We start from the raw sequence: 24,920 nt of genomic DNA, 5'->3' as shown, positions 1-24,920 counted from the left end.
GGTATTATTTATTTGTAGGGAAAAGATTTTTTTGAGATAAGAGAGGAATTGTATGAAAAAGTATGCATTAGTAACTGGAGGAAGCGGAGGGATTGGCTCTGCTATTTCGAAACAATTAATTCAAGATGGATATACAGTATATGTTCATTATAATAACAGTGAAGAGAAAGTGAATGAGTTGCAGAAAGAATGGGGTGAAGTAATTCCTGTTCAAGCGAATTTAGTTTCTACTGATGGGGCAGAGCAATTGTGGAAACAAATTGAACATCCTCTTGATGTTATCGTATATGCAGCTGGGAAGAGTATTTTTGGACTCGTAACAGATGTAACGAACGATGAATTGAATGATATGGTAGAACTTCAAGTGAAGAGTATCTATAAATTATTATCGATGGCATTGCCATCTATGATTCAACGGAGAGGCGGTAATATTGTACTTGTTTCGTCTATATGGGGACAAATTGGAGCGTCATGTGAAGTGCTTTACTCGATGGTAAAAGGTGCGCAAAATTCATATGTGAAAGCTTTAGCAAAAGAAGTTTCATTAAGTGGAATAAGAGTGAACGCGGTGGCGCCAGGTGCAATTGAAACGGAAATGTTAAATGTATTTTCAGAAGAGGATAAGAATGAAATTGCGGAAGAGATTCCGTTAGGACGATTAGGATTACCAGAAGAAGTAGCAAAAACTGTGTCATTTCTCGTATCATCAGGTGCATCTTATATAACAGGACAAATTATCGGAGTAAATGGCGGGTGGCATTGCTAAAAATTTCTTACATAAAAAATGAAAAACTGTACAAATTAAGCATGATTCTATTACTAAGTAGTGAGGTGCTTACACATGTCAGTTTTAGATAATTTTGATCAATGGAAGAGCTTTTTAGGAGAACGTTTAGAACAAGCGCAAGGAAAAGGTCTTGATGGTGGTGCTGTATCAGATATGGCATTTCGTGTTGGTGATTATTTAGCAAATGAAGTAGAAGCACGCAACGATCAAGAGAAATTATTAGCTGAACTTTGGAAAGTTGCTGACGAACAAGAGCAACATACAATCGCAAACTTAATGGTAAAGTTTGTACAACATAAGTAAAAAATAGAGAGGAGAATCTCCTCTCTATTTTTTTTGCATAATAATTGAAAGGGATAGATTATACATTTAGCTTCCCTATTAAGGTGAAATCATATAATATAGTACGTAGGTGTAAAGTAAGCAAGGGGAGTGATCTTGGATGATTGAATGGTATTTTGAATATGAAATACATAAAAACCGACCTGGCTTGCTTGGTGACGTTTCTTCGTTAATCGGTATGCTTGGCATTAATATTGTCACAATTAATGGTGTAGATAATGCACGACGTGGATTACTCCTTATGTGTGATAATCAAGAGCAAATCTCTAGACTTGAATCAATTTTAAATACGATGGATAACATAACGGTAACGAAATATCGTCCGCCAAAGCTAAGAGATAAGCTAGCGGTTAGACATGGTAGGTACATACAACGAGATGCAGATGATAAGAAGACATTTCGGTTTGTGCGTGATGAATTAGGGTTACTTGTAGACTTTATGGCTGAAATAATGAAAAAAGAAGGTCATAAACTAATTGGTATACGAGGAATGCCTCGTGTCGGAAAAACAGAATCCATTGTTGCTGCAAGTGTTTGTGCAAATAAAAGGTGGTTATTTGTATCATCTACTCTTATTAAGCAAACTGTTCGTAGTCAATTAATTGAAGATGAGTATAGCGATGACAATATTTTCATCCTAGATGGAATTGTGTCAACGAAGCGTGCTAACGAAAGACATTGGCAGCTCGTTCGTGAAATTATGAGATTGCCTGCAACGAAAGTTGTAGAACATCCTGATGTATTTGTGAGTCAGTCAGAATACACATTGGATGATTTTGATTATATTATCGAGTTGCGTAACGATTATGATGAAGAAATTCAATATAATTTAGTAGATGAAATTGAGCAAGGTACGCAAAATAATTTCTCTATGTTTGACTTTTAAAGAAATATTGAGGTGTTAGTAGTGACGGAATTGGGACAAAAGCTGAAAGAAGCAAGAGAAGCGAAAGGCTTGTCTATTGATCAGCTGCATGAGATTACAAAAATTCAAAAACGCCATTTAGTGGCAATTGAAGAAGGCAATTATGATGTATTGCCAGGAGCTTTTTATGCGCGTGCATTCATTAAACAATACGCAGATGCGGTTGGATTAAATGGAGAGGAACTGCTTGTAGAACATCAGAGTACGATACCACAATCTGAAAGGCGTGAAGTTCCACAAGTATCAACGGGACAAAAAACACAAGAAACAATGCAAAAATCTTCATCATGGCCAATTGCAGATCACATGCCGAAAATCTTAGTTGCGCTGTTAGTAATCGCAGTTGGAGTGGTAATCTGGTTTGTGTTTCAAGCGTTAACTGGAAAAGATGATGAAAAAGTTCCAAGCGCTCAAAGTGAGAAAATTGAAGTTCAAAAAGCGAAAGATTCTCCGTTAGATACGAAGAAAGATGAAGCGAAAGCGGAAGAGCCAAAAAAAGAGGAACCAAAAAAAGAAGAACCAAAAAAAGAAGAACCAAAGAAAGAGGAGCAACCAGCACAACCAACTGGACAGCAAGAAGTGAAAGTAGTTGGAACAACTGGAAAGGTATCTACTTTGGAAATTCATAATAATAAAACATTAGAACTGGAATTATCGGGTAAAGGTGCGAGTTATGTAGATGTTAAAGATGATGCTGGGAATGTGATTCTAAACGCTACAGTACAAGAGGGCCAAATAGAAAAACGTGATGTATCAACATTAAAAGAAGTGCGACTTAATATTGGAAATGCAACGAATGTTGAAGTTAAACTGAATGGCCAAGTGGTCGCTTATCCATTGGATCCAGAAAAAGAACTTCACCAAAGATTGGTGATAAAAAACCAAGGGATAGAGCAACCTGCACAATAACAGTCATCGCTTCGATGACTTTTTTTCGATGAACAAATGTTTTTGATATGATGGAGGAATAGCTGTGAATTTACCAAATAAAATTACAATATCTAGAATCTTCTTAATTCCAATTTTTATGGTAATTATGTTAGCACCCTTTGATTGGGGTTCATATAAAATTGGTGATGTTAATTTGCCAATTCAACATTTAGTGGGGGCGCTTATCTTTATCATTGCTTCAGCTACAGATTGGATTGATGGACATTATGCAAGAAAGTATAATCTTGTAACGAATTTAGGGAAGTTTCTTGACCCGTTAGCTGATAAATTACTTGTTTCGGCAGCACTTATTACATTGGTAGAGATGCAATATGTACCGGCTTGGATTGTTATTGTAATTATCAGTCGTGAGTTTGCAGTAACTGGTTTACGTCTTGTACTTGCTGGAACAGGGGAAGTAGTTGCGGCAAACCAGCTAGGGAAAATTAAGACATGGACACAAATTATTGCGATTGCAGCATATTTATTACACGATGTACCTTTAAATTTAATCCATATTCCAGTTGCGGATATCTTCATATGGATTGCATTAATCTTTACTGTTATTTCAGGATGGGATTATTTCTGGAAAAATAGAGCTGCTTTTGTAAACTCAAAATAGAAGTTTATGGGGGAATTGGGATGAATGCTGAGATTATTGCGGTTGGAACTGAATTATTACTTGGACAAATTGCAAATACAAACGCCCAGTTTTTATCTGAAAAGTTAGCTTCAATCGGAATTAACGTGTACTATCATACTGTTGTTGGTGATAATAATAAGCGACTGCAAAAGGCGATTGAAGCTGCGGAAGAACGTGCTGATATACTTATTTTTACAGGTGGATTAGGACCGACAAAAGATGATTTAACGAAAGAAACGATAGCTACTAGTTTAGATGAAGAGCTTGTGTATGATGAAAAGGCATTAGCCTTAATAAGTAATTACTTTAAGCGTACAGGCCGTGAATTTACGGAGAATAATAAAAAGCAAGCGCTCGTTTTAAATGGAGCAACAGTATTTGCAAATGACCACGGTATGGCGCCAGGTATGGGGGTAAATAAGAACGGAAAAGTTTATATTTTATTACCAGGGCCGCCAAAAGAAATGAAACCAATGTATGTAAGTTACGTAGAGCCTTTTTTACGTAATTTTACAACAGGAGAAAACATTTATTCTCGTGTGCTTCGTTTCTTTGGTATTGGGGAGTCCCAATTAGAGGTGAAAGTTCAAGATTTAATTGATGGACAAACAAACCCAACAATTGCCCCGTTAGCAAATGATGGAGAAGTGACATTACGTTTAACCGCTAAGCATCAAAATGTTAGCGAAGCGGAGAAACTAATTCAACATGTGGAAGATTTGATTTTAGAAAGAGTAGGAGAATTTTTCTACGGATATGACCAAGAATTTTTGCATTATAAGGCAATCGAGTTATTGAAGAGAAAAGGGTTAACTTTAGCGTGTGCAGAAAGTTTAACAGGTGGTTTTTTTGGAAATCAAGTAACTGAAAACGCTGGTGTTTCTTCTGTATTTAAAGGCGGTGTCATTTGTTATCATAATGATGTGAAGCAACATGTTTTACGTGTGCCTGAAGAAGTATTGCATACTGATGGTGCAGTTAGTAAAGAATGTGCTCGTTATCTTGCTGAAAATGTTAAGGATGTATTAAAAGCGGATATCGGAATTAGTTTCACTGGGGTAGCAGGGCCAGATGCTTCAGAACAGAAAGAACCAGGAACAGTATTTGTTGGGCTTTCGATTAAGGATGAACCAACTGTAGTCTTTCCTCTTAATTTAAGCGGAAGTCGTCAACAAATTAGAGAACGAACAGCAAAATATGGATTTTATCATTTATATAAAAAGCTAGAAGAGATATAAGTTTCTTCTAGCTTTTTTTACGTTTAAATTTAGATATTATTTGATAGAAAATAAAAAAATCGAATAAATGTTCGATTTTGTTGGCAAATTGAATTGAAAATAGGTATAATAAGATTAGCAATTCAGTTAAGGAGGAATTTTGAATGAGTGATCGTCAAGCAGCGTTAGATATGGCGTTAAAACAAATAGAGAAGCAATTCGGTAAAGGTTCAATTATGAAATTAGGAGAACAAGCAGAGCGTAGAGTTTCTACGGTTTCTAGTGGTTCTTTAGCACTTGATGTGGCACTAGGAGTAGGCGGATATCCACGTGGCCGTATTATCGAAATTTACGGACCTGAAAGTTCAGGTAAAACGACAGTTTCATTACATGCAATTGCAGAAGTACAACGTCAAGGTGGACAAGCAGCATTCATCGATGCGGAGCACGCAATGGATCCTGTATATGCACAAAAATTAGGCGTTAACATAGATGAATTACTATTATCACAGCCTGATACAGGGGAGCAAGGATTAGAAATCGCGGAAGCACTTGTACGAAGTGGTGCGGTTGACATTATCGTAATTGACTCTGTAGCAGCTCTTGTACCGAAAGCAGAGATTGAAGGCGACATGGGTGACTCACATGTAGGCTTACAAGCACGTTTAATGTCACAAGCACTGCGTAAGCTTTCAGGAGCAATCAACAAATCAAAAACAATTGCAATCTTTATTAACCAAATTCGTGAAAAAGTTGGGGTTATGTTCGGAAACCCAGAAACAACTCCAGGTGGTCGTGCGTTGAAATTCTATTCAACTGTACGTCTTGAAGTGCGTCGTGCGGAGCAATTAAAGCAAGGTAACGACATCGTTGGTAATAAAACAAAAGTAAAAGTAGTGAAAAATAAAGTAGCACCACCATTCCGTGTTGCGGAAGTTGATATTATGTACGGAGAAGGTATTTCAAGAGAAGGTGAAATCTTGGATATGGCTTCTGAGCTTGATATCGTTCAAAAGAGCGGTGCTTGGTATTCTTATAATGAAGAACGCCTAGGACAAGGTCGTGAAAATTCGAAGCAGTTCTTAAAAGAAAATACAGATTTAAGAGAAGAAATTGCCTTCTTTATTCGTGAGCATCACGGAATTAGTGAAGATTCTGGTGCTGAGGGCGCAGAAGATTCAACTCTTCTTGATTAAAAAATAAAAGACACGGCCTCGTGTCTTTTATTTTTTTATCTACTATTAAGGAGCATAATACTATTGATAAAAATATTTTTTTACTTCAAATGGGTTGTGTAAAGAGGGATATTTAAATATTTTAAGGAAAAGAAATGGGAATTACTAAGGTTTTCCAGTATAGTAGGCTCCTTACTTTTTAAATTTACATCACATTCAAGGCTGAAGGTAAAGAAAGTAAAAGTAGACAACGCTTGACAATGAAAATTACGATAGATACAATGAGAATGTATATTTTTTCTTATATACGATATACTCTTCTCAAGAAGAGAAGTAATATTCGGAGTAAGGTTTAAATCTTACCGAAATAATAATATGACATTTTAATTGTGAAATGAAGAAAGTCCCTTAAAAAAGCGGGACGACGGTCTTTGCTGTATGTTGTAATTTAATGTACATGCCGACAGTCTTTTTTCATTCATAGCAAGGGGAGGTGAAATCATGAGTAGTACAGTTTGGATACTCATCTCCATTTTGCTTGCAACAACAGTCGGTGCAGTTGTTGGCTTTTTTGTTCGAAAGTCTATTGCTGAAGCGAAGATTAATGGTGCGGCTAATGAAGCGAAACGTATTCTAGACGAAGCGAATCGTGAGGCTGAAGCACTTAAGAAAGAAGCGCTTTTAGAAGCAAAGGATGAAATTCATACACTTCGTACAGAAGCTGAATTAGAAATTCGTGACCGTAGAAGCGAATTACAAAAACAAGAAAATCGTTTAATGCAAAAAGAAGAGAACCTTGATCGTAAAGACGAAACGCTCGATAAACGCGAGCAGCAGTTAGAGAAGAAAGAGGATTCTCTTGTAGCGAGACAACAACAGATTGAAGAGTTGGAAAGCAAAGTGGGAGAGTTAGTTCAAAAGCAACAAACGGAATTAGAGCGCATTTCCAATCTGACACGCGAACAAGCGAAAGCAATTATTCTTGGTAAAGTAGAAAATGAAGTTTCTCATGAAATCGCTGTTATGGTAAAAGAAAGTGAAGTTCGCGCGAAAGAAGAAGCGGATAAGAAAGCAAAAGAGATTTTATCTCTTGCAATGCAAAGATGTGCAGCTGATCATGTTGCTGAAACAACCGTTTCGGTTGTAAATCTTCCAAATGACGAAATGAAGGGACGTATTATCGGGCGTGAAGGTCGTAATATTCGTACGTTAGAAACGTTAACGGGTATTGACTTAATTATCGATGATACACCAGAGGCGGTAATCCTTTCTGGATTCGACCCAATTCGTCGTGAAACAGCTCGTATCGCTCTTGATAAACTAGTACAGGACGGACGTATTCACCCAGCGCGTATTGAAGAGATGGTCGAAAAATCAAGACGTGAAGTGGACGAGTATATTCGCGAAGTCGGAGAGCAAACAACGTTTGAAGTGGGTGTTCACGGATTACATCCAGATTTAATTAAAATTTTAGGCCGTTTAAAATACCGTACAAGTTATGGGCAAAACGTCTTAAAACACTCTATGGAAGTTGCATATTTAACTGGACTTATGGCGGCAGAGCTTGGCGAGGATGAAAAACTAGCAAGACGTGCTGGTCTATTACATGATATCGGAAAAGCGATAGACCATGAAGTAGAAGGTAGCCACGTTGAAATTGGTGTTGAACTCGCAACGAAATACAAAGAGCATCCTGTAGTTATAAACAGTATCGCATCTCACCATGGTGACACAGAACCAACTTCTATCATTGCAGTTTTAGTTGCAGCAGCAGATGCTTTATCAGCTGCAAGACCGGGAGCTCGTAGTGAAACACTTGAAAACTATATTCGTCGTCTTGAAAAGTTAGAAGAGATTTCAGAGTCTTATGAAGGCGTTGAAAAATCATTTGCAATTCAAGCAGGACGTGAAGTTCGTATTTTGGTAAAACCAGATACAATCGATGACTTAGAAGCTCATCGTTTAGCTCGTGATATCCGAAAACGTATTGAAAATGAACTGGATTACCCAGGACATATTAAAGTAACTGTTATTCGTGAAACGCGTGCAGTGGAATACGCAAAATAAAGTGGTGAAACACCACTTTATTTTTTTGTGTTGGAATTGGATAAAATAAAGACAGTTAGTTATATAGCATAAAAGTGAAACAAACTTATAATAAAGATATTATAAGGAATTTACTTGATGCTATAGCAATAAAAAATGCAGTACATAGAAAGGGTAAGACATATGAGAATATTATTTGTTGGGGATGTAGTAGGATCTCCTGGTAGAGGTATGATTCAACAATACGTACCGGCATTAAAGAAAAAATATACACCTACAGTAACAATCATTAATGGAGAAAACGCAGCAGGTGGCCGTGGGATTACAGAAAAAATATATCGAAACTTTTTAGAGTGTGGGGCGCAGGCAGTTACACTTGGAAACCACGCTTGGGATAATCGTGAAGTATTTGAATTCATCGATGATGCAAAATATCTTGCAAGACCAGCAAACTTCCCAGAAGGAACTCCAGGAAAAGGACTTATATTTGTGAACTGTAATGGAACAGAAGTTGCAGTTATTAACTTACAAGGACGTACTTTCCTTCCTCCAATTGATTGTCCATTCCGTAAAGTGGATGAATTAATTAATATTGCGAAAAAGCGTACGAATATTATATTTGTTGATTTCCATGCGGAGACTACAAGTGAAAAACAAGCGCTAGGTTGGTATGTAGATGGACGTGCTACAGCAGTAGTAGGTACGCATACGCATGTCCCTACAGCGGATAACCGTATTTTACCAAGCGGAACGGCATACATTACAGATGTTGGGATGACAGGGCCGTATGACGGAATATTAGGTATGGACAGAGAAGCAGTATTGAAGAAGTTTTTAACAAACTTACCAGTACGATTTGAAGTAACAAATGGTAGAACGCAATTAAGTGCAGTGTTAATTGATGTGGATCCAAATACAGGAAAAGCAAAGAAAATTGAACGTATTTTAATTAATGACGATCAACCATTTTTTGAGTAAATTTTCGTTAAATTTTAGATAAGTTATTATATTTTAATTTTTTAGAAAAATTACGTAAATTTAGCAGGAATACGCGCCATTCCTCGTGAATATAAGTTAAAGTGAAATAATTGCTAATACTTTTTAAAGAAACGAGGAGGAAACGCGGAATGGAAATATTAAAAGTTAAAGCAACGTCGGTCCCTAATTCTGTAGCTGGTGCACTTGCAGGTGTTATTCGCGAACGCGGAACAGCAGAAATTCAAGCTATTGGTGCAGGTGCATTGAACCAAGCTGTAAAGGCAGTAGCAATCGCAAGAGGATTTGTAGCGCCTAGTGGTTTGGACCTGATTTGTATCCCAGCGTTTACAGATATTATGATTGATGGCGAAGAGCGTACAGCAATAAAATTAATTGTAGAACCTCGTTAAGTTTAAACAACCTGTTTGCAGTATGCAAACAGGTTGTTTTTATAATGGAGGAATGAAAATGAAAATTTTTGATGCTCATTGTGACGTGCTTCTTCAGTTATGGAGTGCACAAGGGAAAAGGAATTTTAAAGATGATTCAAAATTACATATTACATTTGAACAGTTAAAGAGAAGAAAAGGAAGTATACAATGTTTTGCTATATATGTGCCAGAAACAGTGGCATATGAAAACCGATTTGAAGTAGCATTACAAATGGTGGATATTTTTTATAATGAAATTTTATCCCTACCAGGTGTAAAGTTTATTCAGACAAAAGATGATATTAACGGGTTAAAACAGGACGAGGTTGGAGCGATATTAACACTAGAAGGATGCGAAGCAATTGGAAAAGATGCAATGAAATTACGGTTGTTGTATCGCCTAGGAGTACGTTCTTTTGGACTGACATGGAACTATGCCAATTTCTTAGCTGATGGTGCGCTAGAGACGCGTGGGGCGGGTTTAACGACTTTTGGTAAACAAGTTGTACAAGAACTTAATACGTTACATGTATGGACTGATGTGTCTCATCTGAATGAAAGAAGCTTTTGGGATGTGATAGAAATTGTAAAAAATCCTATTGCCTCCCACTCAAATTGTATGAAACTTTGTGAGCACCCACGTAATTTGAATGATGAACAACTTAAAGCTCTTATAAAGAAAAATGGCATGATCGGTGTCACTTTTGTACCACAGTTCCTAACGAATGAAAATGAAGCAAATATAACAGATATAATAAAACATATCGAATATATTTGCTCGCTAGGTGGAGAAAACAATATAGGGTTTGGTTCAGATTTTGATGGGATTGTAGATACAGTTGTAAATGTATCAGCGTATCGAGATTATGAAAATGTAATGAACGAGCTTTGCAAACACTATGCTGCATCTACTGTAGAACGATTTTTATATGATAATTTTGTAGAACATATGAGTTTCTGAATTTTGACTTAAAATTCAGAAAAATTAAAATTAATTCATTTGATTTTATTGCTTTTTTTAAGACCTAATACTAGAATGAAAAACAAAATAGCTTTATACTAAAGATTCAGGGAAATCAGAAGAGGCATAATTTGCGTCCGTTGTAGTTTATTTGCATAAAAAATGCTAAACTATTACTGTAAAAAAATACACTACAATGAATGCAGCCAAAAGGGGTGTAGGAGATGATTAGTCAACTTTCATGGAAAGTTGGAGGCCAACAAGGTGAAGGAATTGAAAGTACAGGAGAAATCTTCTGTATTGCATTAAACCGATTAGGATATTACCTATACGGTTACCGCCACTTCTCATCACGTATAAAAGGCGGCCATACAAATAATAAAATTCGTGTAAGTACAACAGAAGTACGAGCGATCTCAGATGATTTAGATATTTTAATTGCTTTTGACCAAGAAACAATTGATTTTAATTTCCACGAACTACGTCCAGGTGGAATTGTAGTTGCGGATGCGAAATTTAATCCAACAATACCTGACAATACAGATGTAAATCTATATGTGATACCGTTTACAGATATTGCTTCGGAATTAGGCACATCATTAATGAAAAACATGGTTGCTGTTGGAGCATCAAGTGCAGTATTAGGATTAGATGAAACAGCTTATTTAGATGTTGTTGAAGAAATCTTTGGTCGTAAAGGAGAGCAAGTCGTTCAAAAGAATATGGACGCAATTAAACGTGGCTCTCAATATATGAAAGAATTACTAGGTGAGAAAGTAAACATGATGCAGCTTGAAAAAGCTGATGGTAAAAAACGCATGTTTATGATTGGAAACGATGCAATTGCATTTGGTGCGGTAGCTGGTGGTGCTCGTTTTATGTCAGCATACCCAATCACACCTGCATCAGAAATTATGGAATATTTAATTAAAAAATTACCGAAAGTCGGCGGAACAGTAATCCAAACTGAGGATGAAATCGCAGCTTGTACAATGGCAATCGGTGCAAACTATGCTGGTGTTCGTACATTAACGGCATCTGCTGGTCCTGGTCTTTCATTAATGATGGAAGCAATCGGTTTAGCAGGTATTACAGAAACCCCATTAGTAATTGTTGATACACAACGTGGCGGCCCAAGTACAGGATTACCAACGAAGCAAGAACAGTCTGACTTAATGGCGATGATTTACGGTACGCATGGTGAAATTCCAAAAATCGTAATGGCGCCAAGTACAGTTGAAGAAGCTTTCTATGACATTGTAGAAGCATTTAACTTATCTGAAGAATATCAAGTTCCTGTTATTTTCTTAACAGATTTACAGCTTTCGTTAGGAAAACAAACAGTAGAACCACTTAAATTAGATAAAGTGGAAATTCGTCGTGGTAAGCTTGATTTAGAAGCAGAATTACCAGAACGTGAAAATAAAGCATACTTCAAGCGTTATGAAGTAACAGAAGACGGCGTTTCACCGCGTGTTTTACCTGGTATGAAAAATGGTGTTCACCATGTTACAGGTGTAGAACATGATGAAACTGGAAAACCATCGGAATCAGCAATAAACCGTAAAGATCAAATGGACAAACGTTTCCGTAAAATGGAGAACTTGAAGTTTAATACCCCTGTTTATAAAAATGTTAAGCATGAAGAAGCAGACGTATTGCTTGTTGGATTTAACTCAACTCGTGGTGCAATCGAAGAGGCAATGACGCGTTTAGAACAAGAGGGTATGAAAGTAAACCATGCTCATGTGCGTTTAATTCACCCGTTCCCAACAGCTGAAATCGATCCACTTGTGAAAAAGGCGAAGCGTGTTGTAGTAGTAGAAAACAATGCAACAGGTCAGCTTGCTAACATTATGAAAATGAATCTTGGTAATGGTGAGAAAATTTCTAGTCTTTTAAAATATGATGGAAACCCATTCTTGCCGAAAGAGATTTACAACGAATGCAAAAAAGGGGTTGTATTAAATGGCAACATTTAAGGACTTTCGTAACAGTGTAAAGCCAAACTGGTGCCCAGGTTGCGGAGACTTCTCAGTGCAAGCTGCAATTCAACGTGCAGCAGCTAACGTTGGCTTAAATCCAGATGAACTTGCTGTTATTTCTGGTATCGGCTGTTCAGGCCGTATTTCAGGTTATATTAATTCATATGGTGTGCATAGTATTCATGGTCGTGCCCTTCCGATTGCACAAGGTGTGAAAATGGCAAATCGTGATTTAACAGTTATCGCTTCAGGTGGTGACGGTGATGGATTTGCGATTGGTATGGGACATACAATCCATTCTATTCGTCGTAATATCGACATTACGTACATCGTAATGGATAACCAAATTTACGGATTAACAAAAGGGCAAACTTCACCACGTAGTGAAGCTGGATTTAAAACGAAAAGCACACCACAAGGTTCAATTGAACCATCACTAAATGTAATGGAAATGGCTTTAACAGCTGGTGCGACATTTGTGGCGCAAAGCTTTTCGAGTGATTTAAAAGAATTAACACAAATTATTGAAGCTGGTATTAACCATAAAGGATTCTCATTAATTAACGTATTTAGCCCATGTGTTACTTACAATAAAGTAAATACTTACGATTGGTTTAAAGAGAACTTAACGAAACTAAGCACGGTAGAGGGATATGATCCATCTAATCGTATGATGGCTATGCAAACGTTAATGGAAAATAACGGTTTAGTAACAGGTTTAATTTATCAAAATACTAAGCAACCATCATATCAAGAACTTGTTAAAGGGTATAGTGAAGAGCCTTTAGTGAAATCTGATTTAAATATGGATCAGAAAATGTTTGATGAGCTTGTTGCTGAATTTATGTAATGTAAGAAGAGGAGGTTGCCAATTTGGCAACCTTTTTTATGCGCAAAAATATAGGATAGTCTTGTTTACTTAGAAAATTCAGAATGGTAAAATAATATATAAATCGTTGTATGAAAATAGCAAGTTCATTGCTTATGAAATGTAAGATAATAAAGGACCTCTTTATTGTTAAAATTGGCGAAATACATCATACTATGGTAATGTTTATAGGGATAAAGCAATATGCTTTGGGTAGGACAACAAGAAATGATAAAAAGGGAATGTCTATTTGCGTGGGGAAGACTTCATTCTTATGAATGATTAGATTGATTACTCAAGTTTCAAAGGACAAGTTATCTCTCAAGCTATCTAACCATTTTTGAGGTGAGTCTAGGCGCATTAAAATGGACTATAGAGTATGTATAGTTAAGGGTGAAAGGAGATTACCGATGAACGAGCAACAACGATTAGCAAGTCAACAAGCAAATTCCTCTACGAAAAAAGAAGAGAAAGATTATAGTAAATACTTTGAAAGTGTATATCAACCACCTTCCTTAAAGGATGCGAAAAAGCGGGGGAAAGAAGAAGTTAAAATTGAACGGGATTTTGGCTTACCTGAAGAGTTTCGCAATTTTGGTACAGGAAGAAAATTCTATATTCGTACATATGGTTGTCAAATGAATGAGCATGATACGGAAGTAATGGCAGGTATTTTCACAACGCTTGGATATGAACCAACTTTTTCAACTGAGGATGCAGATGTAGTTTTATTAAATACTTGTGCGATTCGTGAAAATGCTGAAAATAAAGTGTTTGGTGAACTAGGCCATTTAAAGTCACTCAAACGAAGAAATCCGGACCTTTTAATTGGTGTATGTGGTTGTATGTCTCAAGAAGAATCTGTTGTAAATAAAATTATGCAAAAAAATCAGCATGTAGATATGGTATTTGGAACGCATAATATTCATAGATTACCGTACATTCTAAAAGATGCGATGTTCTCGAAAGAGACGGTAGTTGAAGTATGGTCAAAAGAAGGTGACGTAATTGAAAACCTTCCGAAAGTACGTCGTGGTGACATTAAAGCTTGGGTAAATATTATGTATGGCTGTGATAAGTTCTGTACGTATTGTATTGTACCGTATACACGAGGAAAAGAGCGAAGCAGACGTCCAGAAGATATTATCCAAGAGATTCGTCATTTAGCTGCAAATGGTTATAAAGAAATTACGTTACTTGGACAAAACGTAAATGCATATGGTAAAGACTTTGAAGATATAGAATACGGTCTTGGCGATTTAATGGACGAGCTCCGTAAAGTTGATATTGCCCGTATTCGTTTTACAACGAGTCATCCACGTGATTTCGATGATCACTTAATTGAAGTGCTTGGCAAAGGTGGCAACCTAGTAGAACATATCCATTTACCAGTTCAATCTGGAAGTACAGATATGCTGAAAATTATGGCGCGTAAATATTCGCGTGAGCATTATTTAGAACTTGTAAGAAAAATTAAAGAAGCAATTCCAGATGCAGTATTAACGACAGATATTATCGTTGGTTTCCCAAATGAAACAGATGAGCAATTTGAAGAAACGATGTCGTTATATCGTGAAGTAGGATTTGATACTGCCTTTACATTTATTTATTCTCCTCGCGAAGGTACACCAGCTGCAAAAATGAAAGATAATGTACCGATGGAAGTGAAGAAAGAACGTCTTCAACGCTTAAATACACTAGTAAATACGTTGGCAATTGAAAAGAATAGTCGTTATAAAGGTCAAATTGTAGAAGTGTTAGTTGATGGGGAAAGTAAAAATAATCCGGAAGTACTTGCAGGTTATACTCGTACGAATAAACTTGTAAACTTCGTCGCTTCAAAATCTTTAATTGGTCAGCTTGTGAAAGTAAAAGTAACGGAAGCAAAAACTTGGTCTCTTAACGGGGAATTAGTTGAAGAGCCGATTGAGGTGAAATAATAGATGAAAGTATATTCGAAAGATGACATTGTTGAACAAGCGAAAGAATTAGCAAAAATGATTTCTGAAACAGAAGAAGTTGATTTTTTTAAGAAAGCAGAGGCGCAAATTCATAAAAATGAAAATGTAAAGCGCGCAATCGATGAAATTAAAGCACTGCAAAAACAAGCTGTAAACTTGCAACATTACGGGAAATGGGAAGCTTTAAAAAAGGTAGAAGCTGAAATTGATGCATTGCAAGATAAGTTAGACAGTATTCCAGTCGTACAACAATTTAAATCTTCACAAACATACGTAAATGACTTATTACAGTTAGTTGCTAGTACAATTTCTAACAACGTAACAGATGAAATATTAATTTCAACTGGTGGCGATGTACTAAAGGGTGAAACTGGCGCAGCGGTAGAAAGTAAAAAAGGAAATTGTGGTTGTTAAAGAGATGTCATATTGACATCTCTTTTTTTTGTGGATTAAACGTAAGTTCTTCTCAAAAAAAGAATGACACATTCCGCTATTGTCACGCATATGATTAAGTGAATAGTGATTGAGGAGGGTTACGAATGTCCGAATTTAGAGAGATTATTACAAAAGCAGTGGTTGGAAAAGGACGTAAGTATACAAAGTCAACGCATACATGTGAATCGAATAATGAACCAACAAGTATTTTAGGGTGCTGGGTAATTAACCACTCGTACGAAGCAAGAAAGAATGGAAAGCATGTGGAAATTGAAGGTTTCTATGATGTGAACACTTGGTATTCATTTGATGGAAATACAAAGACTGAAGTTGTAACAGAACGTGTGAACTACACGGACGAAGTAAGTATTGGTTATCGTGATAAAAACTTTTCTGGTGACGATTTAGAAATTATTGCTCGTGTTATTCAGCCGCCAAATTGTTTAGAAGCACTTGTATCACCAAATGGTAATAAAATTGTTGTAACTGTAGAACGTGAATTTGTAACAGAAGTAGTTGGAGAAACGAAAATTTGTGTAAGTGTAAATCCTGAAGGCTGCGTAGAATCAGATGATGATTTCCAAATTGCTGATGATGAATTTGAAGAATTAGATCCAAACTTTATCGTTGATGCAGAAGAAGAGTAATAGAAAGCTAGGGAGAAGTTCTTCCTAGCTTTTTACTTTACATAAGTGGCGCTGAATGAACATGATTCTTTATGAAATATGTTATAATGAAGAAAGACTCCTGAAATAGGAGATAAGAGTGTCCGTGAAATGCGACATATATGAAAATAGATTATCATGTAAGAATTATGGAGGAAAAGTATGACTCAATATACGCCTATGATACAGCAATATTTAAAGGTTAAGGCAGATTATCAAGATGCCTTTTTATTTTTTCGCTTAGGCGATTTTTATGAAATGTTCTTTGAGGATGCTGTAAAAGCAGCTCATGAACTTGAAATTACATTAACGAGCCGAGATGGCGGTAGTAGTGAACGTATACCAATGTGCGGTGTACCGTATCATGCGGCTAAAAACTATATTGAACAACTTGTTGAAAAAGGATATAAAGTAGCTGTTTGTGAGCAAGTAGAAGATCCGAAAACAGCTAAAGGTGTAGTACGTCGTGAAGTAGTACAATTAATTACGCCAGGAACGATGATGGAAGGGCGTACAATTGATGAGAAAGAAAACAACTTCTTAGCTGCATTAACACATTTTGAAGATGGATCATATGCATTAGCTTGTAACGACTTAACGACTGGACAAAATACAGTAACGTTATTGACTGGTTCAGTAGAAGATATTTTATTAGAAGTGTATGCAACTGGTTCGAAAGAAATTGTTGTTGATTCTTCATTTTCTAAAGATGAACTAAACAAGTTAACTGAAACATTGAAAATGACGATTTCGTATGAAGATGCAACGGCAATTCCGGAAGGATTAGAACATCTTGTGAAAAATGTTTCACAAGCAAAATTAATTAAAGCAGTTGGACGTTTATTTAACTATGTAATAAGAACGCAAAAACGTTCTTTAGATCATTTGCAACCAGTAGAAATTTATTATACGAATCAATTTATGAAAATTGATGTACATTCAAAGCGAAATTTAGAACTGACAGAAACACTTCGAACGAAAGAAAAAACAGGATCACTATTATGGTTATTGGATAAGACGAAAACAGCTATGGGTGGTCGTATGTTAAAACAGTGGATGGAACGTCCACTTATACAGAAAGAAAGAATTGAAGAGCGTTTAGAAATGGTTGAAACGTTTGTAAATGATTACTTCTTACGTGAAGATTTAAAAGAAAAGTTAAAAGAAGTATATGATTTAGAACGTTTAGCAGGAAAAGTTGCATTTGGTAACGTAAATGCAAGAGACTTATTACAATTAAGACGTTCATTACTTCAAGTACCAGCTATTTTAGAAGCAATTAGTTTGTTAGATAACGCTTATGCATCGAGATTAATTCAAGGTGCAGATCCATGTGAAAGCTTAACAGAATTACTAGGAAGAAGTATTCAAGAAAACCCACCGCTTTCGATTAAAGATGGAGATATTATTAAAGATGGTTATAATGACAAGCTTGATCAATATCGTTACGTTAGTAAAAACGGGAAAACGTGGATTGCCGAGCTTGAAAAAAGAGAACGTGATATTACTGGAATTAAATCGTTAAAAATCGGATACAACCGTATTTTCGGTTACTACATTGAAGTAACGAAAGCGAATCTTGCAGCACTTCCAGAAGGTCGCTATGAGCGTAAACAGACGCTTGCTAATGCTGAACGTTTCATTACAGATGAACTGAAAGAAAAAGAAACGTTAATTTTAGAAGCTGAAGAAAAGATTGTACAGCTAGAATACGATTTATTTACAGCACTTCGTGAAGAAGTAAAAGTATTTATTCCGAAATTACAACATTTAGCGAAAGTAATTAGTGAATTAGACGTACTGCAAAGTTTTGCGACAGTTAGTGAAGAAGAACAGTTTGTAAAACCTGTACTGACAACAAAGCGCGAAATCTTTATTAAAGATGGTCGTCATCCTGTCGTTGAAAAAGTATTGAACGGGAAATTGTATGTACCGAATGATTGTATTATGCCAGAGAATATGGATGTCTTTTTAATTACAGGGCCGAACATGTCTGGTAAAAGTACGTATATGAGACAATTAGCACTTGTAACGGTTATGTCGCAAATCGGTTGTTTCGTACCAGCAACAGAAGCAGTATTACCTGTATTTGACCAAATCTTTACGAGAATTGGTGCAGCAGATGATTTAATTTCAGGTCAAAGTACATTTATGGTCGAAATGTTAGAAGCGAAAAATGCAATTGCAAACGCATCTGAAAGAAGCTTAATTTTATTCGATGAAATTGGACGCGGTACATCTACGTATGATGGTATGGCACTTGCACAAGCGATTATTGAACATATTCATGACCAAATTGGTGCAAAAACGTTATTCTCTACGCATTATCACGAATTGACGGTGTTAGAAGAGAGTTTAGATCAACTGAAAAATGTACACGTTTCAGCAATTGAAGAGAATGGAAAAGTAGTATTCCTTCATAAAATTCAAGATGGAGCAGCTGATAAGAGTTACGGTATTCACGTTGCGCAACTTGCGGAGCTTCCAGATAGCTTAATCGCTCGTGCGAAAGAAGTGTTAGCACAACTAGAAGGACAGGAAGAAATTATTATTCCAAAGCGTACAGAAGTGAAAGTACAAGAAGTTACTCCAGATGCTGTAGTTGTAAAAGAAGAACCAGTAGAAATACAAGAGACGAAAGTAGAGGCTGAAGAAGAATCACAACTATCGTTCTTTGGCGCAGAGCAGTCTTCGAAAAAACAAGACAAGCCAGTTCTAGATGCAAAAGAAACGGCAGTACTTGCGCAAATTAAAAAAATTGATTTACTTGATATGACACCTTTAGAAGCGATGAACGAATTGTATCGCTTACAGAAAAAGTTAAAGAAAGGATGAGTAAGTAGATGGGGAAAATTCGCAAACTCGATGATCAACTCTCTAACCTAATTGCGGCAGGGGAAGTAGTAGAGCGCCCTGCTTCAGTCGTAAAAGAACTTGTGGAAAATTCTATCGATGCGAATAGTACATCTATTGAAATCCACTTAGAAGAAGCTGGGTTATCGAAAATTCGTATCATTGATAACGGTGATGGTATTGCAGAAGAAGACTGTATCGTCGCTTTTGAACGTCATGCAACGAGTAAAATTAAAGATGAAAACGATTTGTTCCGCATAAGAACACTCGGTTTCCGCGGTGAGGCATTGCCGAGTATTGCTTCAGTTAGTGAATTAGAATTAATTACTAGCACAGGTGATGCGCCTGGTACACACCTTATTATTAAAGGTGGAGACATTATAAAGCAAGAGAAGACTGCGAGCCGAAAAGGAACAGATATTACAGTACAAAACTTATTCTTTAATACTCCAGCACGTCTTAAATATATGAAAACCATTCATACAGAGCTCGGAAATATTACAGATATCGTGTATCGTATTGCAATGTCACATCCAGAAGTATCGTTAAAACTGTTTCATAATGAAAAGAAATTGCTTCATACGTCAGGTAACGGTGATGTAAGACAAGTACTTGCATCGATTTACAGTATTCAAGTTGCGAAGAAGCTTGTTCCAATTGAAGCCGAATCTTTAGACTTTACAATTAAAGGCTATGTAACATTACCAGAAGTAACGAGAGCATCTCGTAATTATATGTCAACAATTGTAAATGGTCGTTACGTTCGAAACTTTGTATTAATGAAAGCAATTCAGCAAGGGTACCATACATTACTGCCAGTTGGCCGGTATCCAATTGGCTTCTTATCGATTGAAATGGATCCAATGCTAGTTGATGTTAACGTACATCCAGCGAAATTAGAAGTTCGTTTTAGTAAAGAACAGGAATTACTAAAGCTGATTGAAGAAACATTGCAAGCGGCATTTAAAAAAATACAGCTTATTCCAGATGCAGGTGTAACAACGAAGAAAAAAGAAAAAGACGAAAGTGTGCAAGAACAGTTCCAGTTTGAGCATGCGAAGCCGAAAGAACCATCTATGCCGGACATCGTTTTACCGACTGGCATGGATGCAAAACAAGAAGAACCAGAGGCTGTAAAACAGCCAGCGCAGCTTTGGCAACCACCGAAGCAAGAATGGCAACCACCACAGTCACTCGTGAGAGAAGAACAAAGTTGGCAACCATCCACTAAACCGATAATTGAAGAGCCAATTCAAGAAAAGAAATCGTGGGACAGTAACGAAGAGGACTTTGAACTAGAGGAATTAGAAGAAGAAGTTCGGGAAATAAAAGAGATTGAAATGAACGGGAATGACTTACCACCGCTTTATCCAATTGGACAAATGCATGGAACATATATTTTCGCTCAAAATGATAAAGGCTTATATATGATTGACCAGCATGCCGCGCAGGAACGTATTAATTATGAATACTTTCGTGATAAAGTAGGAAGGGTAGCGCAAGAAGTACAAGAATTACTTGTACCGTACCGCATCGATTTATCTCTTACTGAATTTTTACGTGTCGAAGAGCAACTAGAAGAACTAAAAAAAGTTGGTCTATTCTTGGAGCAATTTGGCCATCAATCCTTTATCGTCCGCTCGCATCCAACGTGGTTCCCGAAAGGACAAGAAACAGAAATTATCGATGAAATGATGGAGCAAGTTGTTAAACTAAAAAAAGTTGATATTAAGAAGTTACGTGAAGAAGCAGCTATCATGATGAGCTGTAAAGCATCCATTAAAGCGAATCAATATTTAACGAACGATCAAATATTTGCTTTACTGGAAGAACTACGTACAACAACAAACCCGTACACATGCCCGCACGGAAGACCAATTCTTGTGCATCATTCTACTTATGAGTTGGAGAAGATGTTTAAGAGGGTTATGTAGAGTGAATAAAATTATATTTCAAAAGGGAGCAACATTTACTGTTGCTCCCTTTTCATATGTAGATTTAATTGTTAAACGAAAATATGGTGGAGTAATTTTACAGTTTATTTCTTGGTTGCGTTAGCTTAAATTTATCTATGTATAAAAAAGCGCTGTATACAGCACTTTTTAAAAGGTGCATGAATTGTCTAATAAAGATTTCTACATTACTAACCAAATAACTATGCATGGTTAAATGTTGCTTCTTATTTGGCTAATTGTTATAAGGGTCTATACAATTATTTATTTTTATTATTATTGATTTTTTCAGTGTATAGAACTTGCTCTTTATAATGCTTCTTAATTGGGAAAGTATGTGTACCAGAGCCGTTCTTGAATTTTTTATCAATGGGGTTCTTTAGAGGAACTGTTGTAGTTTCAGTAAATTCATATGGGTAGTTTATTTTAGATTTATCTTCAAACATGAAAATGCCTCCTTTTAGGATTTCCTAAATTCTTTACTATAACATGATATGCATATAGATTTTTTTTGGACTAGTTATTTATATAGGTTAATGGAATTTAATTACATAACTACTGAAACATTTTAAAGGAAAACAATTTGAGAAAGAAATGGTATGAATAGATGTTGGCTCCTATTGTTGTTTTTTTGTTTGACAGCACAGTGAATTATGCATATAAATTCGTTATAGATTGTTTTTATAATATGGTTTATATGGGGTTTTCCTGATAATATAATGTGGAATATTATAGTGTTATTAGGTTATTAGGAACATTTAATGCTGTTTCATAACTGAAAGGGAATTGAAAAAAAACTGAAATTTTTCTCATAAAAATTCAATCTAACTTGAAAAATGAAAGGAAAATGAAATTTTCCAAAAGATATTCTTTGTTAAGATAAAAAGCATACATACAAAAAGTACTGATATATCTTAAAAATGTATTTTCAAGATATAGTGGGGGAAAAGATGAGATTAGAAAAACAATTAATAAAAAAGATGTATTATGAGACATTCCTAATGGAGAATGAAACAAAGCCAACTCTTGACGTACTTGGACAAGCTTATGTAAACGAAGAAAAAAATGAGATTTCTGATGGGTCTTATATTCGTTTTGCGCAAGGTGAATTTTATTATCGTCATCAAGATTTTGAAGCAGCTATTTTTAAATGGGAGAAGGTTAGTAATGAATTAGCACCATGGGCACAAAAAAATATTGCGGATGCTTATTTTGAACTTAATCAGTTATCATTTGCTGAAAACATTTATACTTCTATTACTACTGATAATAAAATATTGATGACCGAAATTAGGCTACAATTACTTTCTCTTTACATTGAGCAAAATAATTTTGACTCAGCTTTCGGTGTTATTAAAGAAGCAGTTTCTTTAAATCCTGATTATCCGAACGTAACAAAAATTGCCCGTTCCTTTTATGAGGAACAACAAGATTTTGATAGTGCAGTAGAGCTTGCTGTGAATGAGTTAATTCGAATAGAATCGTATCCGTGGTTTGAGGTGTTAAAAGGATATATCGATAAAGGATTTACTAAACATATTTCACCAGATTATTTTTATGATGCATTAGTTACATTAAATAATGTAGATCAAGTACAATTTACGCAAATGGTTTCATCACTTTGGAACAGTTATAGAAATGAACAAAATTACTTATTATGGCTTAATACAATAAATGAATTTTTCTTACATATTGAAATACAATCGTCTGATATATGGAACAAAGTTTCTGCACTTTACGAAGAAACGTACTTTGCATTAATTCAAGGTCAATATACGCTTAGACAATTAAACGATATCATACCAAATCTGTTAGCAAACTGGTTAAAGGTAGTCAATCCATCTTATGCTGTATTTCCATCTGCAGCTGTATTGGCATGGGATGAGATTTTCCCTTCCAAAATAGATTCAGCAAATATAGAACATGCGGAAAACTTACTGTCACATTCTATTAATCATGTAAATGGCTTAGAGTACAGCTTACACCTTTTTGAATCTATTACACAGTGGGCACAAAAGCAGAATATAGAAATAGGTCACCGATTTAAATGGTTAGTTGACGAGCTCGCAGATTTAAGAACAAATCGTATTTTAGTAACAGGAACTTCAGGGAACGGAAAAACTACATTTATTAACTCTATATTAGGAGAAAATATATTAGAAAAATCAATTTCAAATGTAGTAGTTTTAAAAAATGATGCTCATACAGAAATTAATGCCATAACAGACTCTGCAATTACAACAACGGAAGATGTCTCTGATTACTATAATATGATGTCTCAACACCATCAAACATATAGAGATAGAGCATGTGTTGAATTTAAATTACCATGCAGATTTTTAAATGAAAATAAACTTACATTTGTAGTGACACCTGGCTTTAATAGGAATAACGACACTAGAGATGAAATATTCGAATATTTGAATTCTGTAGACGAATTACTATTCGTATTGAATGCGGATTCACCTTTTACTGACAAAGAACGTGACATTCTATTAAGCATTCAAGAACATACACCAAATTTACAAATTCATTTCTTATTAAATAAAATCGATAACATATACAGTGAAGCAGAAGTGAAAAGAGTATTATATGATACGCAAGCGAGAATAAACACATATTTCCCGCAAGCGAGAATTTTCCCTTACTCTTCGCTATATACAAGTAGTCAACAATTAAATGATTTAACTAAGTTTATTCATTTTAACTTTAATCATAAAAATATGGATGCAGAACGTACTGAAAAGCTATTGTTCTTCATTCGAAAAACAATTACATATCTTTTGGATAAACGCGTTGAGAAAGAAAATAATTTAGTGGATGCGATTAATTGGAATGAAGATATGCTAGTGAAACTAAACGGTAGCATTAATAACCTTACTACATTTGAGAGGGAAAAAATTCATTTCATTACACAATCATATCGTTCAATGAAGACTGAAATTACAAATGATCTTACCGAAAATATTCCGAAGATATTAAAGAGCTGTTCTAATTTAATTAGTGAAGAAAGTGATTTCGGACACATGGATACGGAACTAAATAAAGCAATGAATGAAAGAGTGCATAAATATTTAGAACAAACTGTATTACCTAATCTTGCTCTTTCTATGCAAAATTGGATTGCAACTTCTAATAATGAGCTTCTTCAAAGTCAAACGTATTTAGAAGAACTTAGTGAAGGGCTTAATTCACTATTTGGAGAAAATAAAATACAGTTAGAATGTGACTTTAAAGTGCTTGATGACTGGCGCAGAGATACTGACAGGATGACGACTAGAATACAAATGGATGAAGTAAATATTTTACGTCGATTTACGCCAGCACAATTTTTACTAAAAAGTGCCGGTAAATTATTTGGAGTTCTTCCTAAAAATAAATCTATGCTATATAACAAATATAAACAGTATGTAGAAAATGAAGATTATACTGAAGTAACGGCTTCTATTATGAAGAAATTTTTCTTGCAATTTGAGCTGTTTGAAAACACACAAGAGCGAGATATTAATATATTCTTTAGGAATTCATTTAACTCCTTAAAGCAAGCTGTAGAAAATACGCAATTAGAAATACAAGAAAAACAAGAGATGTTACATAAAATGAAATCAAATCCTGAAGTTTATCATGATTCTATCATGCTCTTTGAATTGAGATTGCGTCAATGTGAAGTAATTTTAAATATAGGTAATGATAATACCTATACAGATGTAGCTTTAGAAACAAGTGTAGAATAAAAGTAAAAGGGAGCAACTGTAATAAGTTGCTC

Annotated in this window: 20 protein-coding genes; 19 read left to right on the top strand and 1 reads right to left on the bottom strand. The window is 35.5% G+C overall.

All coding sequences use genetic code 11. The annotated features are described in order from the left end of the window. Positions 1-52 precede the first annotated feature (52 nt). The 18 genes from ymfI (at position 53) to mutL (ending at position 21,136) form a co-directional block, all read left to right on the top strand. Positions 53-766 (top strand): elongation factor P 5-aminopentanone reductase, encoded by a 714-nt coding sequence (ymfI, locus tag CGQ22_RS26365; RefSeq protein WP_000759623.1) that lies wholly within the window; start codon positions 53-55, stop codon positions 764-766. A gap of 75 nt (positions 767-841) precedes the next feature. Continuing rightward, positions 842-1,090, top strand: a complete 249-nt coding sequence (locus CGQ22_RS26360) for a DUF3243 domain-containing protein (protein WP_000114454.1) — start codon at positions 842-844, stop codon at positions 1,088-1,090. A 139-nt stretch (positions 1,091-1,229) separates the two neighbouring features. Beyond that, complete coding sequence (locus CGQ22_RS26355; RefSeq protein WP_000574107.1) at positions 1,230-2,015, top strand: DUF3388 domain-containing protein; 786 nt, start codon at positions 1,230-1,232, stop codon at positions 2,013-2,015. 21 nt (positions 2,016-2,036) lie between these two features. Then, a complete protein-coding gene (locus tag CGQ22_RS26350) occupies positions 2,037-2,963 on the top strand; it encodes a helix-turn-helix domain-containing protein (RefSeq protein ID WP_089149561.1) in 927 nt (308 codons plus the stop codon). A 64-nt stretch (positions 2,964-3,027) separates the two neighbouring features. Then, positions 3,028-3,606, top strand: a complete 579-nt coding sequence (pgsA, locus tag CGQ22_RS26345; protein WP_001052968.1) for a CDP-diacylglycerol--glycerol-3-phosphate 3-phosphatidyltransferase — start codon at positions 3,028-3,030, stop codon at positions 3,604-3,606. 20 nt (positions 3,607-3,626) lie between these two features. Beyond that, positions 3,627-4,865, top strand: coding sequence for a competence/damage-inducible protein CinA (cinA, locus tag CGQ22_RS26340; protein ID WP_000990698.1), 1,239 nt, complete (start codon positions 3,627-3,629; stop codon positions 4,863-4,865). 143 nt (positions 4,866-5,008) lie between these two features. Further along, the gene (gene recA / locus CGQ22_RS26335; RefSeq protein WP_001283860.1) at positions 5,009-6,040 is read left to right on the top strand and encodes a recombinase RecA; all 1,032 of its coding nucleotides are present in this window, start codon (positions 5,009-5,011) and stop codon (positions 6,038-6,040) included. A gap of 480 nt (positions 6,041-6,520) precedes the next feature. Next, positions 6,521-8,086, top strand: coding sequence for a ribonuclease Y (gene rny, locus CGQ22_RS26330; RefSeq protein ID WP_000099769.1), 1,566 nt, complete (start codon positions 6,521-6,523; stop codon positions 8,084-8,086). A 162-nt stretch (positions 8,087-8,248) separates the two neighbouring features. Beyond that, positions 8,249-9,043 carry a TIGR00282 family metallophosphoesterase gene (locus tag CGQ22_RS26325; protein ID WP_001221095.1) on the top strand — a complete coding sequence of 265 codons (795 nt, stop codon included), beginning with the start codon at positions 8,249-8,251 and terminating at the stop codon, positions 9,041-9,043. A 149-nt stretch (positions 9,044-9,192) separates the two neighbouring features. Further along, on the top strand, positions 9,193-9,453 hold the full coding sequence (gene spoVS / locus CGQ22_RS26320) for a stage V sporulation protein SpoVS (protein WP_000404341.1): 261 nt from the start codon (positions 9,193-9,195) through the stop codon (positions 9,451-9,453). 58 nt (positions 9,454-9,511) lie between these two features. Continuing rightward, on the top strand, positions 9,512-10,435 hold the full coding sequence (locus CGQ22_RS26315; RefSeq protein WP_000688039.1) for a dipeptidase: 924 nt from the start codon (positions 9,512-9,514) through the stop codon (positions 10,433-10,435). Between the two features lie 224 nt (positions 10,436-10,659). Then, positions 10,660-12,417: a 2-oxoacid:acceptor oxidoreductase subunit alpha gene (locus tag CGQ22_RS26310; RefSeq protein WP_000625417.1), complete on the top strand. Its 1,758-nt coding sequence runs from the start codon at positions 10,660-10,662 to the stop codon at positions 12,415-12,417. Then, positions 12,404-13,270, top strand: a complete 867-nt coding sequence (locus CGQ22_RS26305) for a 2-oxoacid:ferredoxin oxidoreductase subunit beta (RefSeq protein WP_000190155.1) — start codon at positions 12,404-12,406, stop codon at positions 13,268-13,270. Before CGQ22_RS26310 ends, CGQ22_RS26305 begins: the two co-directional genes overlap by 14 nt. Before the next feature lie 428 nt (positions 13,271-13,698). Further along, the gene (gene miaB / locus CGQ22_RS26295; protein WP_001005391.1) at positions 13,699-15,228 is read left to right on the top strand and encodes a tRNA (N6-isopentenyl adenosine(37)-C2)-methylthiotransferase MiaB; all 1,530 of its coding nucleotides are present in this window, start codon (positions 13,699-13,701) and stop codon (positions 15,226-15,228) included. A gap of 3 nt (positions 15,229-15,231) precedes the next feature. After that, the gene (locus tag CGQ22_RS26290; RefSeq protein WP_000870461.1) at positions 15,232-15,663 is read left to right on the top strand and encodes a YlbF/YmcA family competence regulator; all 432 of its coding nucleotides are present in this window, start codon (positions 15,232-15,234) and stop codon (positions 15,661-15,663) included. Between the two features lie 125 nt (positions 15,664-15,788). Next, on the top strand, positions 15,789-16,331 hold the full coding sequence (cotE, locus tag CGQ22_RS26285) for an outer spore coat protein CotE (RefSeq protein ID WP_001288799.1): 543 nt from the start codon (positions 15,789-15,791) through the stop codon (positions 16,329-16,331). 180 nt (positions 16,332-16,511) lie between these two features. Next, the gene (gene mutS / locus CGQ22_RS26280) at positions 16,512-19,184 is read left to right on the top strand and encodes a DNA mismatch repair protein MutS (RefSeq protein ID WP_000196024.1); all 2,673 of its coding nucleotides are present in this window, start codon (positions 16,512-16,514) and stop codon (positions 19,182-19,184) included. A gap of 8 nt (positions 19,185-19,192) precedes the next feature. Further along, positions 19,193-21,136, top strand: a complete 1,944-nt coding sequence (mutL, locus tag CGQ22_RS26275) for a DNA mismatch repair endonuclease MutL (protein ID WP_000516462.1) — start codon at positions 19,193-19,195, stop codon at positions 21,134-21,136. Between the two features lie 278 nt (positions 21,137-21,414). On the opposite strand, the gene CGQ22_RS26270 is transcribed toward mutL, so the two are convergent. Beyond that, a complete protein-coding gene (locus CGQ22_RS26270) occupies positions 21,415-21,600 on the bottom strand; it encodes a hypothetical protein (RefSeq protein WP_000461135.1) in 186 nt (61 codons plus the stop codon). Between the two features lie 504 nt (positions 21,601-22,104). Here CGQ22_RS26270 and CGQ22_RS26265 point away from each other — a divergent pair. Continuing rightward, a complete protein-coding gene (locus tag CGQ22_RS26265; protein WP_089149560.1) occupies positions 22,105-24,888 on the top strand; it encodes a dynamin family protein in 2,784 nt (927 codons plus the stop codon). Positions 24,889-24,920 lie beyond the last annotated feature (32 nt).

Source organism: Bacillus sp. M13(2017), assembly GCF_002218325.1.
Taxonomy (GTDB): domain Bacteria; phylum Bacillota; class Bacilli; order Bacillales; family Bacillaceae_G; genus Bacillus_A; species Bacillus_A thuringiensis_K.
The sequence above is the reverse complement of the archived record's forward strand: the minus strand, read 5'-3'. Positions and strand labels throughout refer to the sequence as shown.